Here is a 15,316-nt window from a genome sequence, read left to right as displayed (position 1 = left end):
CTACCATAGGGCGATAGCACTGATTCATCTTCGAGTGAGGTCTCACGTGTCCACCACCCCCACCACCGCAGACCAGCCGCAGATCGGTACCGCCCGGGTCAAGCGCGGCATGGCCGAGCAGCTCAAGGGCGGTGTGATCATGGACGTGGTCAACGCCGAGCAGGCCAAGATCGCCGAGGACGCCGGCGCGGTGGCCGTCATGGCGCTGGAGCGGGTTCCGGCGGACATCCGCAAGGACGGCGGCGTGGCCCGCATGTCCGACCCGAACATGATCGAGGAGATCATCGAGGCGGTCTCCATCCCGGTGATGGCGAAGTCCCGCATCGGTCACTTCGTCGAGGCCCAGGTGCTCCAGTCGCTGGGTGTCGACTACATCGACGAGTCCGAGGTGCTGACCCCGGCCGACGAGGTCAACCACTCGGACAAGTGGGCGTTCACCACCCCCTTCGTCTGTGGCGCCACCAACCTGGGCGAGGCCCTGCGCCGCATCGCCGAGGGCGCGGCCATGATCCGCTCGAAGGGCGAGGCCGGCACCGGCAACGTCGTCGAGGCCGTCCGCCACCTGCGCCAGATCAAGAACGAGATCGGCCACCTGCGCGCGCTGGACAACAACGAGCTGTTCGCCGCCGCCAAGGAGCTGCGCGCCCCGTACGAGCTGGTCAAGGAGGTCGCCGAGCTCGGCAAGCTGCCGGTCGTGCTGTTCTCCGCCGGTGGCGTGGCCACCCCGGCCGACGCCGCGCTGATGCGCCAGCTGGGCGCCGAGGGCGTCTTCGTCGGCTCCGGCATCTTCAAGTCGGGCGACCCGGCCAAGCGTGCCGCCGCCATCGTGAAGGCCACCACGTTCTTCGACGACCCCAAGGTCATCGCGGACGCCTCCCGCAACCTGGGCGAGGCCATGGTCGGCATCAACTGCGACACCCTGCCGGAGACCGAGCGCTACGCCAACCGCGGCTGGTAACCACCCGCAGTTCCCGGGCCGGCCCGCCGCAGCGCCTCGGTGCGCGGCGGGCCGCGCCACGTAGTCCGTCGTAACGATCGATAGAGGTTGAAGACCGTGAGCACTCCTGTCATCGGCGTCCTCGCCCTGCAGGGCGACGTCCGCGAGCACTTGGTGGCGCTGGCCGAGGCCGACGCGCTCGCCCGTCCGGTGCGCCGCGCCGAGGAGCTGGCCGAGGTCGACGCGCTGGTGATCCCCGGCGGGGAGTCCACCACGATGTCCAAGCTGGCCCTGCTGTTCGGCGTGATGGAGCCGCTGCGCGAGCGGGTCGCCGCCGGGATGCCGGTCTACGGCACCTGCGCGGGCATGATCATGCTGGCGGACAAGATCCTGGACGGCCGCGAGGACCAGGAGACCGTCGGCGGCATCGACATGACGGTGCGCCGCAACGCCTTCGGCCGCCAGAACGAGTCCTTCGAGTCCGGCGTCGAGTTCGCGGGCCTGGACGACGCGGCGGTGCACGGCGTCTTCATCCGCGCCCCCTGGGTCGAGTCGGTCGGCGCGGGCGTCAAGGTGCTGGCCCAGCTGCCCGCCGCGGACGGCCCGGAGAGCCGGATCGTGGCGGTGCGCCAGGGGAATCTGCTGGCCACCTCCTTCCACCCGGAGCTGACCGGCGACCACCGGGTGCACGCGTACTTCGTGCGCATGGTCGAGGAGCACCTCGCCGGTAAGTAGGCCACCACCGACCGTGTGCGCCTTACCGGTGGCGACACCGGTAAGATCTCATCTGTTCATTTCCCTTTGGCGACGTAAAGGAGCTGGCGATGTCCGGCCACTCTAAGTGGGCTACCACCAAGCACAAGAAGGCCGTGATCGACGCCAAGCGCGGCAAGCTCTTCGCCAAGATGATCAAGAACATCGAGGTGGCGGCGCGCACCGGCGGTCCCGACCCGGCGGGCAACCCGACCCTCTACGACGCCATCCAGAAGGCGAAGAAGAGCTCCGTCCCGATCGACAACATCAACCGCGCCGTCAAGCGCGGTGGCGGTCTGGAGGCCGGCGGCGCCGACTACCAGACCATCATGTACGAGGGCTACGGCCCGAACGGCGTCGCGGTCCTGATCGAGTGCCTCACCGACAACCGCAACCGCGCCGCCTCCGACGTCCGCGTCGCGATGACCCGCAACGGCGGCTCGATGGCCGACCCGGGCTCGGTGTCCTACCTGTTCACCCGCAAGGGTGTCGTCATCGTCCCCAAGGCCGACGGCGTGGACGAGGACAAGCTGTTCGAGGTCGTCCTGGACCAGGAGCCGGAGGAGATCAACGACCTCGGCGACTCGTTCGAGATCGTCTCCGAGGCCTCGAAGATGGTCGCCGTGCGCACCGCGCTGGTCGACGCCGGCGTCGACTACGACTCGGCCGAGGCCAACTTCCTGCCCAGCATGCAGGTCGAGCTGGACGTCGACGGCGCCCGCAAGATCCTCAAGCTGATCGACGCGCTGGAGGACAGCGACGACGTGCAGAACGTCTTCGCCAACTTCGACATCTCCGACGAGGTCGGTGCGCAGCTCGACGCCGAGTGACACGGCGTCGGTCGACGGCGCGTGACCGTTCTCACTGCCCGGCCCGGTGGTCCCTGGACCACCGGGCCGGTGTCGTCGGTCGGGTTGTCGGACCCGGACGGTAGCCTTCGCAGGTCGCCTGCGAGCGGCGATCGACGAGAGGCGGGGCGAGTGGTACGGGTACTGGGCGTGGACCCGGGGCTGACCAGGTGCGGGGTCGGCGTGGTCGAGGGTGCGCCGGGCCGGCCGCTGCGGATGGCCGGGGTCGGCGTGGTGCGCACCCCCGCCGACGCCGAGATCGGGCAGCGGCTGCTCCGGGTCGAGCAGGGCCTGGAGGCCTGGCTGGACGAGCACCGGCCCGACCTGGTCGCCGTCGAGCGGGTCTTCGCCCAGCACAACGTGCGCACCGTGATGGGCACCGCCCAGGCCAGCGCGGTCGCGATGCTCTGCGCCACCCGGCGCGGCATCCCCGTCACCCTGCACACCCCCAGCGAGGTCAAGGCCGCCGTCACCGGCTCCGGCCGGGCCGACAAGGCGCAGGTCACCGCCATGGTTCAGCGCCTGCTGAGGCTGGACGCGCCGCCCAAGCCCGCCGACGCCGCCGACGCGCTGGCGCTGGCCATCTGCCACATCTGGCGCGGCGGGGCGACGAACCGGCTGGAGGCCGCCGTCCAGGCCGCCCGCACCGCACCCCGCGCCACCCCGGTGGCGTCCCTGAAGACCCGTACCACCCCCGTGAGAGGGAGCGTTCGATGATCGCCTTCGTGCAGGGCCCCGTGGCGGCCGTCTCCTCCGGGACGGCGGTGGTCGAGGTCGGCGGGGTCGGCATGGCCGTGCAGTGCACTCCGAACACCCTGGCCGGGCTGCGGCTGGGCGAGCCGGCCCGGCTGGCCACCTCGCTGGTGGTCCGGGAGGACTCGCTGACCCTGTTCGGCTTCGCGGACGACGACGAGCGCGCGGTGTTCGAGATCCTCCAGGCCGCGCCGGGCGTCGGCCCCAAGCTGGCGCAGGCGATCCTCGGCGTGCACAGCCCCGACGCGCTGCGTGCCGCGATCGCGGGCGGCGACGAGAAGGCGCTGGTCGCCGTGCCGGGCATCGGCAAGGCGAAGGCGGCCAAGCTGCTGCTGGAGTACAAGGACAAGCTGGGTGCCCCGCACGGGGCCGTTCCCGCGCAGAAGCCGCTCGCCGCCGGTCCGGCGCCGTGGAGCGAGCAGCTGCACTCCGCGCTGACCGGCCTCGGCTACGCGCCGCGCGAGGCGGACGAGGCGGTCGCGGCCGTCGCCCCGGAGGCTGAGGCGCAGGCCACGCCGGACGTCGGCGCCCTGCTCAGGCTCGCCCTGCGCGGCCTCAACCGCGCCCGCTGACCATCTGCCGATCTGTCTTTTTGTCGACACTGGAGACTCTGGAGCCCGCGAGGATGTACGACTCGGAACCCGCCGACCGGCTGGTCACGGCCGCCGCCGACGGTGAGGACCAGGCGGTGGAGGCGGCGCTGCGCCCCAAGCTGCTGGACGAGTTCATCGGCCAGGAGCGGGTGCGCGAGCAGCTGTCCCTGGTGCTCCAGGCGGCCCGCAAGCGCGGCAGCGCGCCCGACCACGTGCTGCTGAGCGGGCCGCCCGGGCTCGGCAAGACCACCCTGTCCATGATCATCGCGGCCGAGCTGGGCGCCCCGATCCGGATCACCTCCGGCCCGGCCATCCAGCACGCCGGGGACCTCGCGGCGATCCTCTCCTCGCTCACCGAGGGCGAGGTGCTCTTCCTCGACGAGATCCACCGGATGTCCCGGCCGGCCGAGGAGATGCTCTACATGGCGATGGAGGACTACCGGGTCGACGTGATCGTCGGCAAGGGTCCGGGCGCCACCGCCATCCCGCTGGAGCTGCCGCCCTTCACCCTGGTCGGCGCCACCACCCGGGCCGGCCTGCTGCCGCCCCCGCTGCGCGACCGCTTCGGTTTCACCGGGCACATGGAGTTCTACGCCCCGGCCGAGCTCGAACGGGTGGTGCACCGCTCGGCCACGCTGCTGGACGTCGAGATAGACCCGGCCGGCGCGGCCGAGATCGCCGGGCGTTCGCGCGGCACCCCGCGCATCGCCAACCGGCTGCTGCGCCGGGTCCGCGACTACGCGCAGGTCCGCCACGACGGGCAGGTCACCGCCGGGATCGCCGCCCAGGCGCTGGACGTGTACGAGGTGGACGCCCGCGGGCTGGACCGGCTGGACCGCGCGGTGCTGAACGCGCTGCTGCGGCTGTTCGGCGGCGGGCCGGTCGGTTTGTCGACACTCGCGGTGGCCGTGGGGGAGGAGGCGGAGACGGTCGAGGAGGTCGCCGAGCCCTTCCTGGTCCGCGAGGGCCTGCTCGCCCGGACCCCGCGCGGCCGGATCGCCACCGCCGCCGCCTGGCAGCACCTCGGCCTGACCCCACCGGTCCAGACCACTCGCGGCAGCGTTCCGGCCCAGCCGGAGCCGTCCCCCGCCGACGAAAGTTGACCGCCATCGGCTGAACGGGTGACTGGGGCCGGGCGGTTCCCGGCCGGGGTTCCCCTGGTGGCGCACGGGGGAGGCCGGAGCGACGTCCGGGGAAACTGTGCAGGCGGAGGGTCGCCACTTTCGGCAGCAGGATGCGATGCTTGGCGTTGTCCGATCGATTCTGGGTCCCCTAGAATCCGCCGGACCGCCCCTCTCACCTGACGGGCCGACCAATACCACACAGGCCGCCGGTCGGCGGCCCGTAAAGGACCCTGGCTGCAGTGAACCTCATCATCCTTCTCCTCCCGATCATCGCGATCGTGCTCATGTTCCGGTCGCAGAAGAAGCGCCAGCAGCAGCAGCAGCAGATGCAGACGGCGCTGGAGCCCGGGGCGGGGGTGCGCACCATCGGCGGCCTGTACGCCCAGGTGAAGGCGGTCAACGAGGAGACCGTCGAGCTGGAGATCGCGCCCGGCGTGGTCACCCACTTCACCAAGAGCGCGATCGCGGCGGTCCTGGACTTCCAGGACTACGACGCGATCATCAACGGCCGCCCCGCCGATGAGGAGCTTCCCGAGCCGGAGGCCGAGGACGCCGACGCCGAGCCGGCCGGGGACAAGCCGCTGACGCTCACCAAGGACAGCGCCGAGAAGGGCGATGCCGAGGGCGGGGCTCCCGCGAGCAAGTAGTACGGACGGGCAACCCGCCCGGCCGCGCGGCGCAGTGTGCCGCGAGCCCACAGGACCTCAGGGCCGCAGAACCGCCGTACCCCCGTCCAGTCAACACACCGGCCGGGGGTACGGCCGGGGAAGTGGCATGGACAGGGAGAAACGAGCAAGGTGGCAACACCAAAGTCGCGCCCGCGCGACGGCTACCCAGGGCGGGCACTGGCCCTCATCCTGGTCGTCACCGTCGGACTGGTCGCCCTCATGTTCGGGACGGGCACCACCAAGCCCCGGCTCGGTATCGACCTCGCCGGTGGCACCAGCATCACGCTGACCGCGAAGTCGACGGATCCCAAGGCGCTCAGCAAGTCCAACATGGACATCGCCGTCTCGATCATCGAGCGTCGCGTCAACGGTATGGGTGTCTCCGAGGCGGAGGTCCAGACCCAGGGCTCGGACACGATCATCGTGAACATCCCCAAGGGCGGCGACCGGCAGAACGCGGCGGACCAGGTGGGTACCACCGCCAAGCTGTTCTTCCGCCCCGTCCTGGCCGTGGCCCCCAGCGGCATCAGCGCCCCGGCGCCCACCGGCACCCCGTCCGCGGGCGCCACCGGCACCCCGGGCGCGACCCCGGCCGCCGGCGCCACCCCGTCGGCCGCCGCCCCGTCCGCGGGCGCGAGCGCCACCAAGCAGGGCCGGGCCGCGAGCGAGGCGCTGGCCGCCGAGGGCGCCACCCCGACCGCCGCCACCGGCGCCGCGAGCGGCGCTCCCGCCGCCACCGGCAGCGCGGCCCCGGCCGCCACCGGTGCCCCGAGCGCCGCGGCCACCCAGCCGAGCGCCGCCGACATCAGTGCCGCGATGACCCAGGGCACCGTGCCGCCGGAGCTGGCCGCCGCGTTCGCCGCCCTGGACTGCTCCAAGCCCGAGGTCCGCGCCGCCCAGACCGGCGCCGAGGACAAGGCCGTCGTCGCCTGCTCCCAGAAGGCCGAGAACGGCTACTACGAGAAGCTCGCCCTCGGCCCGGTGGCCGTGAAGGGCGCGGACGTCTCCAAGGCCCAGGCCACCATCGACACCCAGACCGGTGCCGGCTGGCAGGTCCAGCTCCAGTTCAACGGTACCGGCGCCGACGCCTTCTCCAAGGTCACCGGCCAGCTGGCCACCCAGGCCCCGCCGACCAACCAGTTCGCCATCGAGCTGGACAACCAGGTCGTCTCCCACCCGCAGGTCAACGGACCGATCCCGGGCGGCAGCGCGGTCATCACCGGCCGCTTCTCGCAGGCCGAGGCGCAGGACCTCGCCAACGTGCTGAGCTACGGCGCCCTGCCGCTGGAGTTCAGCAAGAGCGACATCACCACCGTCTCCCCGGCGCTCGGCAGCGACCAGCTCAAGGCCGGCCTGGTCGCCGGCCTGATCGGCATGGTCCTGGTGGTCGCCTACTCGCTGATCTACTACCGCGGCCTCGGCCTGGTCTCGATCGCCGGTCTGCTCGTCTCGGCGGCCCTGACCTACTCGATCATGAGCCTGCTCGGCAACGCGATCGGCTTCGCACTCAACCTGCCGGCGGTCTGCGGCGCGATCGTCGCGATCGGCATCACCGCCGACTCCTTCATCGTGTACTTCGAGCGCATCCGCGACGAGGTCCGCGAGGGCGCCCCGCTGCGCCCGGCGGTCCAGCGGGCCTGGCCGCGCGCCCGGCGCACCATCCTGGTCTCGGACTTCGTGTCCTTCCTCTGTGCCGCCGTGCTCTACGTGGTCTCGGTCGGCAAGGTCCAGGGCTTCGCGTTCACCCTGGGGCTGACCACGGCGCTCGACGTCGTGGTGATCTTCCTCTTCACCAAGCCGCTGATCACGCTGCTGGCCCGCCGCAGGTTCTTCCTGAACGGCCACCCGTGGTCCGGCCTGGACCCGAAGCGGCTGGGCGCCCGCCCGCCGCTGCGCAGCAGCCGTCGCCGTAGCCCCTCCTCTGCCGCCGTGAAGGAGGCCTGACACCGTGTCACGCTTCTCCAACCTGGGCCACCGGCTCTACCAGGGCGAAGTCAGCTTCGACTTCGTCGGTCGCCGCAAGCTCTGGTACTCCATCTCCGGCGTGATCGTGCTCGTCGCGGCGATCGGCCTGGCCATGGGCCTGCACCTGGGCATCGAGTTCAAGGGCGGCTCGGTCTACACCGTGTCCAAGCCCGGTCTGACGGTCTCCCAGGCGCAGGAGACCGCGGACGGGATCGTCTCCTCCCACCCGCTGGTGCAGTCGACCGACAGCGGCAAGATCCGCATCCAGGTCAGCACCGAGGAGACGAAGAGCTCGGACGAGATCCGTTCCGAGCTCTCGCAGAAGCTCAGCGTGCCGCTGGACACCGTCGAGGCCCAGGTGATCGGCCCCAGCTGGGGCAAGCAGATCTCCCAGAAGGCACTCACCGGCCTGATCGTCTTCATGGTCCTGGTGACGGTCTACCTGGCGATCGCCTTCGAGTGGCGGATGGCGGTGGCCGCCCTGGTCGCCCTCATCCACGACCTCCTGATCACCATCGGGGTGTACGCCCTGGTGGGCTTCGAGGTCACTCCGGGTACGGTGATCGGCTTCCTGACCATCCTCGGGTACTCGCTCTACGACACGGTCGTCGTCTTCGACACCGTGAAGGAGAACACCAAGGGGCTCACCAAGCAGAACAAGCGCACCTACAGCGAGGCCGCCAACGCGGGCCTCAACCAGACCCTGGTGCGCTCGCTCAACACCACCGTGGTGGCGCTGCTGCCGGTCGCCGCGCTGCTGTTCATCGGCGGCGGCTTCCTGGGCGCCGGCACCCTGAACGACATCTCGCTCGCGCTGTTCATCGGCCTCGCGGCCGGTGCGTACTCCTCGATCTGCGTCGCCACTCCGCTGCTGGCGCAGCTCAAGGAGGAGGAGCCGGAGATGAAGGCCCTGCGCAAGCGGGTCCTCCAGCACCGGGCCGCGGCGGCCGCCAAGGGCGAGGCCGAGGGCGGGGCCGAGGGCGGCGTCCTCGGCGACGAGGAGCCGGCGGACGAGGACCAGCCTGCGGGTATGGTCGGACAGCGCGGCCGGTCGGCCGGCACCGCTCGTGCCAAGGGCCGTCCGTCCACCAAGCGCTGACCCCGACCACGAACCCGAGGAATGACACCGTGACCACCGCCGACACCGCACTGGCCGAGCTGCTGAACAGCCGGATCCGGGACGTCCCGGACTACCCGAAGCCGGGTGTGCTGTTCAAGGACATCGCGCCGCTGCTCGCCGACGCCGAGGCCTTCGGCGCCCTCACCCGGGCGCTGGCGGAGCGGGCCCACGCGCTCGGTGCGACCAAGGTGGTCGGCCTGGAGGCGCGCGGCTTCGTGCTGGCGGCCCCGGCCGCCGTCGCGGCCGGGCTCGGCTTCGTGCCGATCCGCAAGCAGGGCAAGCTGCCCGGCGAGGTGTTCCGGCGCAGCTACGAGCTGGAGTACGGCTCGGCGACGCTGGAGGTGCAGTGCGACGCCTTCGAGCCCGGTGAGAAGGTGCTGGTGGTGGACGACGTGCTGGCCACGGGCGGCACCATCGGCGCCTCGCTGGACCTGGTGAAGGAGGCCGGCGCCGAGCTGGCGGGCGTCGTGGTGCTGATGGAGCTGGGCTTCCTGGACGGCCGCGAGCGGCTGGCCGGGCACCTCGGCGGCGCTCCGCTGGAGACGCTGGTCACGGTCTGACGGATCGGTCGGAGGGGCGGCGGTCGGGACATCCGGCCGCCGCTCCTCCGTTTCCTGGCCCGGCCGGATGAACACCGGGGCGCGCGGCTCGGTACCATGAAGATTCATCCCCTCCCGGTTGTGTCCGAGCGTTCGGGCCCCGGCAGGGGTCGGCCCTGGTGCCCCGAGGAGTTGTCCTTGCCCGACGAGGTTGTGCCCACGGCCGCAGCGGCCGCCCCCGAAAACCGTCCCACGCCCTCGGGGGCCACCCCGGCACGCCCGGCGCCGACCTCCTCGCGTTCGCTCGGCCCCTCCGGCCGAGGCTCCACCGGCGGCATGCGGGCCCGGCTGGCCCGCCTCGGCGGTCAGCGCTCCAGCGTGCTCAACCCCGTCCTGGAGCCGCTGTTCCGCTCGATCCGGGCCAACGACCCGAAGGCCGACCCGGCACTGCTGCGGGACATAGAGCGGGCCTACGCGGTGGCCGAGAAGTGGCACCGGGGGCAGAAGCGCAAGAGCGGCGACCCGTACATCACCCACCCGCTGGCCGTCGCGACGATCCTCGCCGAGCTCGGCATGGACGCCCCGACGCTGATGGCCGGGCTGCTGCACGACACCGTCGAGGACACCGACTACGGCCTGGAGACCCTGCGCAAGGACTTCGGCGACTCGGTGGCCCTGCTGGTGGACGGCGTCACCAAGCTTGACCGGGTCAAGTTCGGCGAGGCCGCGCAGGCCGAGACCGTCCGCAAGATGGTCGTCGCGATGGCCAAGGACCCGCGGGTCCTGGTGATCAAGCTTGCCGACCGCCTGCACAACATGCGCACGATGCGCTACCTCAAGCGGGAGAAGCAGGAGAAGAAGGCCCGCGAGACGCTGGAGATCTACGCCCCGCTGGCGCACCGGCTGGGCATGAACACCATCAAGTGGGAGCTGGAGGACCTCGCCTTCGCGATCCTCTACCCCAAGATGTACGACGAGATCGTCCGGCTGGTCGCCGAGCGCGCCCCCAAGCGGGACGAGTACCTGGCGACCGTCATCGACCAGGTCCAGGCGGACCTGCGCGGCGCCCGGATCACCGCCTCCGTCACCGGCCGGCCGAAGCACTACTACTCGGTCTACCAGAAGATGATCGTCCGGGGCCGGGACTTCGCCGAGATCTACGACCTGGTGGGCATCCGGGTCCTGGTCGACACCGTCCGCGACTGCTACGCGGCGCTGGGCACCATCCACGCGCGGTGGAACCCGGTGCCGGGGCGGTTCAAGGACTACATCGCGATGCCCAAGTTCAACATGTACCAGTCGCTGCACACCACGGTGATCGGTCCCGGCGGCAAGCCCGTCGAACTCCAGATCCGGACCTTCGACATGCACCGGCGGGCCGAGTACGGCATCGCCGCGCACTGGAAGTACAAGCAGCGCGCGGTGGCCGGGGCCTCCAAGGTCCGCACCGACACCCCGACCCAGGTCCGCAAGGACGACAAGGCCGGCGCCGTCAACGAGATGGCCTGGCTGCGGCAGCTGCTGGACTGGCAGAAGGAGACCGCCGACCCGGGCGAGTTCCTGGAGTCGCTCCGCTTCGACCTGGCCAGCAACGAGGTCTTCGTCTTCACGCCCAAGGGCGACGTGATAGCCCTGCCGGCCGGGGCCACCCCGGTCGACTTCGCCTTCGCGGTGCACACCGAGGTCGGCTACCGGACGATAGGCGCCCGGGTCAACGGGCGGCTGGTGCCGCTGGAGTCGACCCTGGAGAACGGCGACACCGTCGAGGTGTTCACCTCCAAGGCGGAGAACGCCGGCCCGTCCCGGGACTGGCTGGGCTTCGTCAAGTCACCGCGGGCCCGCAACAAGATCCGCGCCTGGTTCTCCAAGGAGCGCCGCGAGGAGGCGATCGAGCACGGCAAGGAGGCGATCGTCCGGGCGATGCGCAAGCAGGGCCTGCCGATCCAGCGGATCCTGACCGGCGACTCGCTGGTCACCCTGGCCCACGAGATGCGCTACCCCGACATCTCCTCGCTCTACGCCGCGATCGGCGAGGGCCACGTCGCCGCGCCGAACATCGTGCAGAAGCTGGTCCAGGCGCTCGGCGGCGAGGAGGGCGCGACCGAGGACCTGGCGGAGACCGCCACCCCGACCCACGACAACCGCCGCGCGGTGCGCCGCCGGGCCAAGGGCGACCCGGGCGTCATCGTCAAGGGCGTCGAGGACGTCTGGGTCAAGCTCTCCCGCTGCTGCACCCCGGTGCCGGGCGACCCGATCGTCGGCTTCGTGACCCGCGGCAACGGCGTCTCGGTGCACCGCGCCGACTGCGTCAACGTGGAGGCCCTGAGCCAGCAGCCGGAGCGCATGATCGACGTCGAGTGGGCGGCCACCCAGTCCTCGGTCTTCCTGGTGGCCATCCAGGTCGAGGCGCTGGACCGCTCCCGGCTGCTCTCGGACGTCACCCGGGTGCTCTCCGACCAGCACGTCAACATCCTGTCGGCGGCGGTGCAGACCTCCCGGGACCGGGTCGCGATGAGCCGCTTCACCTTCGAGATGGGCGACCCGAAGCACCTGGGCCACGTGCTCAAGGCGGTGCGCGGAGTCGAGGGCGTGTACGACGTCTACCGCGTCACCTCCGCCCGCAACAAGTAGCGGCGGGCACGCGCGGCGGGTACGCGGAAGGCCCCCGGGACCGTTCCCGGGGGCCTTCGCCGTTCAGCGCGTCAGACGACGATCAGCCGCTGAACTCCTCCTGGCTCTTGTGCGCCTGCTCCAGCAGCGTCCGCACGCCGTCCAGCTCGGACTCCAGCTTGGCGGCCTTGGAGGCGTTGCCGGCCGCGCGGGCCTTGTCCAGGTCGGCCTGGATCTTGTCGGCCTTCGCCTGGAACAGGCCGACCATGCCGGCCGCGCGGGCCTTGGCCTCCGGGTTGGAGCGCTTCCACTCGCTGTCCTCGGCCTCACGGATGGCCCGCTCGACCGCGTTCAGCCGGCCGTCCAGCTTCGGACGGACCTCGCGCGGCACGTGCCCGATCGCCTCCCAGCGCTCGTTGACCTCGCGCAGCGCGGCCTTGGCGGCCTTGAGGTCGGTGATCGGCAGGATCGTCTCGGCCTCGGCGGCCAGCGCCTCCTTGAGCTTCTGGTTCTCCACCTGCTCGGCGTCCCGCTCGCTGAACACCGAGGAGCGGGCCTGGAAGAAGACGTCCTGGGCGCCGCGGAACCGCGCCCACAGCTCGTCCTCGACGTCCCGCTGGGCCCGGCCGGCGGCCTTCCAGCGCGCCATCAGGTCGCGGTAGGCGGCCGCGGTGCTGCCCCACTCCGTGGACGAGGACAGCGCCTCGGCCTCGGAGACCAGCGCCTCCTTGGTCTGCCGGGCCTTCTCGCGCTCGGCGTCCAGGGTGGCGAAGTGCGCCTTGCGGTGCTTGGAGAAGACCGAGCGGGCGTGCGAGAAGCGGTGCCACAGCTCGTCGTCGCTCTTGCGGTCCAGCCGCGGCAGGCCCTTCCAGGTGTCCACCAGCGCGCGCAGCCGGTCCCCGGCCTCCCGCCACTGGGTGGACTCGGCGAGCTGCTCGGCCTCGGAGACCAGGGCCTCCTTGGCCGAGCGGGCGTCGTCCTGGGCCTTGGCGCGGGCGGCCTTGCGTTCCTCGCGCCGGCTCTCGATCTCGCCGGCGAGCGTGTCCAGCCGCTTGGCCAGCGACTCCAGGTCACCGACCGCGTGCCCCTCGACGACCTGGGCGCGCAGGTGTTCCAGCGCGGCCTGGGCGTCCTTGGCGGCCAGGTCGGTGGTGCGCACCCGCTTCTCCAGCAGGCCGATCTCCACCTCGATGCCCTGGTACTTGCGCTCGAAGTAGGCGAGGGCCTCCTCGGGCGAGCCGGCCTGCCAGGAACCGACGGCGCGTTCGCCGTCGGCCGTCCTGACGTAGACCGTGCCCTGCTCGTCCACACGGCCCCACGGGTCGCTGCTCATAGCGCGTCCTCCACATGACGTCGCGCCCGCGCCGGGGCGGCGCGCGTCCGTCGTCCACAGTTGATGTGCGACGGACCGAAAGAGTCCGCCGTCCCCGTCCGCCGTGTCTTGCTGCCGAGGGTGACGGCCAGGCGGGTGCGGGCACCCTATACGACGCCAACATAGGCGACCAGGACCGGTGCTGTCCGCATCCGGGCCGGGCGATTTCGGGCCGGGGCCGTGCGGGAGCTGCGCGGAGGCGGCTTCCGGACGGCCCCGGATTCGGTCAGCCCTTCGCCACCGTAACGGAGTTGAAGGTGACGTCGGCCATCGGGTGGCCGTCCGGGGTGCCCTCCAGGGTGCCCGCGGCGGCGATCTTCTGGACCGCGTCCAGGCCGCCGGTGATCTTGCCGAAGGGGGTGTAGTTCGGCGGCAGCTTGGTGTCCTTGTAGACCAGGAAGAACTGGCTGCCGTTGGTGCCCGGGCCCGAGTTGGCCATCGCCACGGTGCCGGCCGGGTAGGTGGCGTCGGACAGGTTCTCGTCCGCGAACTTGTAGCCGGGGCCGCCGGTGCCGCCGGGGACGGTCGCGCTGGCCGTCGGGTCGCCGCACTGGAGCACGAAGATGCCGTCCGTGGTGAGGCGGTGGCACTTGGTGTGGTCGAAGAACTGCTCGCCGGCCAGGAAGGCGAAGGAGTTCACGGTGTGCGGGGCCTTGGCCGCGTCCAGCGCGACCGTCACCTTGCCGCAGTTGCTGTCCAGCGTCATGGCGTACGAACCGCCCGGGTCGATCGTCATGGCCGGCTCGGCCTGCCACTTCTTGCCGTTGGGCGCGCCCGGCGCCGGGTCGGCGCAGCCCTCGACCGGCTTGCGGGTCGGGGCGGTCGGCTCCGCGGCGTCGGTCGGCGCCGCCTGGGGGTTGGCCGACGCCGAGGCCTTCTTGTCGCCCTTGTCGTCCGAGCTGAACGCGCCGGTGGCGATCAGCGTGCCACCGCCCGCCAGCACGACGACGGCGAGCGAGGCGCCCAGGATCGTGTTGCGGCGCTTGCGCGCGGCCGCGGCCGCGACCCGGCGCTCCATCTGGCGGTCGTACTTGTCTCGGGCGAGCTGCCGCCGCCGCTGTTCGCTGCTGACCACCGGCCGTGTCTCCTACGGGATGTGCGGGAAAAGTGGATGGATTCCGGAGCGGATCATCGCATCCCTCGGCGGCCAAGTGTAGGGACCGGGCCTGTAAGAACCCGGTGAACCCACCACCCGGCGGCGCCCCGCCACCCCTATCTGGTTCGCAACCGGACCCGGAGCGCCGGTAGGCTGCACCTGAATCATCACCGGCTGCATCGACACTGGTAGGCGCCGCAGCCGACCGCCGCACACCGAAGGACGCGCGTGTTCATCGCCGGATTCCCCGCTGGAGCCTGGGGCACCAACTGCTACCTGGTCGCCCCGGCGGCGGGCGAGGAGTGCGTCATCGTCGATCCCGGCCACCAGGCGGCCCGCGGCGTCGAGGAGATGGTCCGCGAGCACCGGCTGAAGCCCGTCGCCGTGCTGCTCACCCACGGCCACATCGACCACGTGGCCTCGGTGGTCCCGGTCTGCGGCGCCCGCGGCGTCCCGGCCTGGATCCACCCCGAGGACCGGTACATGATGTCCGACCCGGAGAAGGCGCTCGGCCGCTCCCTGGGCACCCAGCTGATGGGCGAGCTCACCGTCGGCGAGCCCGACGACGTGCGCGAGCTCACCGACGGCGGAGTGCTGGAGCTGGCCGGCCTGCGGCTCACGGTGGACCACGCCCCGGGCCATACCAAGGGGTCGGTGACCTTCCGGACGCCCGGTGCCGAGGACCTCCCCCCGGTGCTCTTCTCGGGCGACCTGCTGTTCGCCGGCTCCATCGGGCGTACCGACCTCCCGGGCGGGGACAGCGGAGCGATCATGACCTCGCTGGCCCGGGTGTGCCTGCCCCTCGACGATTCCACCGTGGTCCTCTCCGGCCACGGTGGTCAGACCACCATCGGCCGCGAGCGCGCCACCAACCCCTACCTCCGACAGGCAGCGGGGGCGGCCGGCGCCCCGGCTTTCCCGCGACGAGGAATGTGACG

General features: G+C 71.6%; 14 protein-coding genes. 12 read left to right on the top strand and 2 right to left on the bottom strand.

Annotated elements, in window-relative coordinates; translation table 11 throughout:
- Positions 1-46: 46 nt before the first annotated feature.
- From pdxS to ACFRAR_RS12900, 11 genes are all read left to right on the top strand, one after another.
- On the top strand, positions 47-958 hold the full coding sequence (gene pdxS, locus ACFRAR_RS12950; RefSeq protein ID WP_380697752.1) for a pyridoxal 5'-phosphate synthase lyase subunit PdxS: 912 nt from the start codon (positions 47-49) through the stop codon (positions 956-958).
- A 96-nt stretch (positions 959-1,054) separates the two neighbouring features.
- Positions 1,055-1,672, top strand: coding sequence for a pyridoxal 5'-phosphate synthase glutaminase subunit PdxT (gene pdxT / locus ACFRAR_RS12945; RefSeq protein WP_380697750.1), 618 nt, complete (start codon positions 1,055-1,057; stop codon positions 1,670-1,672).
- 89 nt (positions 1,673-1,761) lie between these two features.
- Positions 1,762-2,520: a YebC/PmpR family DNA-binding transcriptional regulator gene (locus ACFRAR_RS12940; protein ID WP_049651428.1), complete on the top strand. Its 759-nt coding sequence runs from the start codon at positions 1,762-1,764 to the stop codon at positions 2,518-2,520.
- A gap of 150 nt (positions 2,521-2,670) precedes the next feature.
- Entirely contained in the window at positions 2,671-3,255 is a 585-nt protein-coding gene (ruvC, locus tag ACFRAR_RS12935) for a crossover junction endodeoxyribonuclease RuvC (protein WP_380697748.1), read from the top strand.
- On the top strand, positions 3,252-3,863 hold the full coding sequence (gene ruvA / locus ACFRAR_RS12930) for a Holliday junction branch migration protein RuvA (RefSeq protein ID WP_380697746.1): 612 nt from the start codon (positions 3,252-3,254) through the stop codon (positions 3,861-3,863). Before ruvC ends, ruvA begins: the two co-directional genes overlap by 4 nt.
- A 53-nt stretch (positions 3,864-3,916) precedes the next feature.
- Positions 3,917-4,987, top strand: a complete 1,071-nt coding sequence (gene ruvB, locus ACFRAR_RS12925) for a Holliday junction branch migration DNA helicase RuvB (protein ID WP_380697744.1) — start codon at positions 3,917-3,919, stop codon at positions 4,985-4,987.
- Between the two features lie 260 nt (positions 4,988-5,247).
- The gene (gene yajC / locus ACFRAR_RS12920; RefSeq protein ID WP_380697742.1) at positions 5,248-5,655 is read left to right on the top strand and encodes a preprotein translocase subunit YajC; all 408 of its coding nucleotides are present in this window, start codon (positions 5,248-5,250) and stop codon (positions 5,653-5,655) included.
- Between the two features lie 150 nt (positions 5,656-5,805).
- Entirely contained in the window at positions 5,806-7,620 is a 1,815-nt protein-coding gene (gene secD / locus ACFRAR_RS12915) for a protein translocase subunit SecD (protein ID WP_380697740.1), read from the top strand.
- Between the two features lie 4 nt (positions 7,621-7,624).
- Positions 7,625-8,740 (top strand): protein translocase subunit SecF, encoded by a 1,116-nt coding sequence (secF, locus tag ACFRAR_RS12910; protein WP_380697738.1) that lies wholly within the window; start codon positions 7,625-7,627, stop codon positions 8,738-8,740.
- A 29-nt stretch (positions 8,741-8,769) separates the two neighbouring features.
- Positions 8,770-9,321, top strand: a complete 552-nt coding sequence (locus ACFRAR_RS12905; RefSeq protein ID WP_380697736.1) for an adenine phosphoribosyltransferase — start codon at positions 8,770-8,772, stop codon at positions 9,319-9,321.
- Between the two features lie 96 nt (positions 9,322-9,417).
- Complete coding sequence (locus tag ACFRAR_RS12900; protein WP_380697734.1) at positions 9,418-11,931, top strand: RelA/SpoT family protein; 2,514 nt, start codon at positions 9,418-9,420, stop codon at positions 11,929-11,931.
- An 82-nt stretch (positions 11,932-12,013) separates the two neighbouring features.
- Here the strand turns inward: ACFRAR_RS12900 and ACFRAR_RS12895 are convergent, their stop codons facing one another.
- Together ACFRAR_RS12895 and ACFRAR_RS12890 are read right to left on the bottom strand one after the other, a co-directional pair.
- The gene (locus ACFRAR_RS12895; RefSeq protein ID WP_380697732.1) at positions 12,014-13,243 is read right to left on the bottom strand and encodes a DUF349 domain-containing protein; all 1,230 of its coding nucleotides are present in this window, start codon (positions 13,241-13,243) and stop codon (positions 12,014-12,016) included.
- A 265-nt stretch (positions 13,244-13,508) separates the two neighbouring features.
- A complete protein-coding gene (locus ACFRAR_RS12890; protein ID WP_380697730.1) occupies positions 13,509-14,357 on the bottom strand; it encodes a peptidylprolyl isomerase in 849 nt (282 codons plus the stop codon).
- A 249-nt stretch (positions 14,358-14,606) separates the two neighbouring features.
- Here ACFRAR_RS12890 and ACFRAR_RS12885 point away from each other — a divergent pair, with 249 nt between their 5' ends.
- Positions 14,607-15,314, top strand: a complete 708-nt coding sequence (locus ACFRAR_RS12885) for an MBL fold metallo-hydrolase (RefSeq protein WP_380697728.1) — start codon at positions 14,607-14,609, stop codon at positions 15,312-15,314.
- The last annotated feature ends 2 nt before the right edge of the window (positions 15,315-15,316 follow it).

It is taken from the genome of Kitasatospora sp. NPDC056651 (assembly GCF_042792155.1).
GTDB lineage: Bacteria > Actinomycetota > Actinomycetes > Streptomycetales > Streptomycetaceae > Kitasatospora.
The sequence above is the reverse complement of the archived record's forward strand: the minus strand, read 5'-3'. Positions and strand labels throughout refer to the sequence as shown.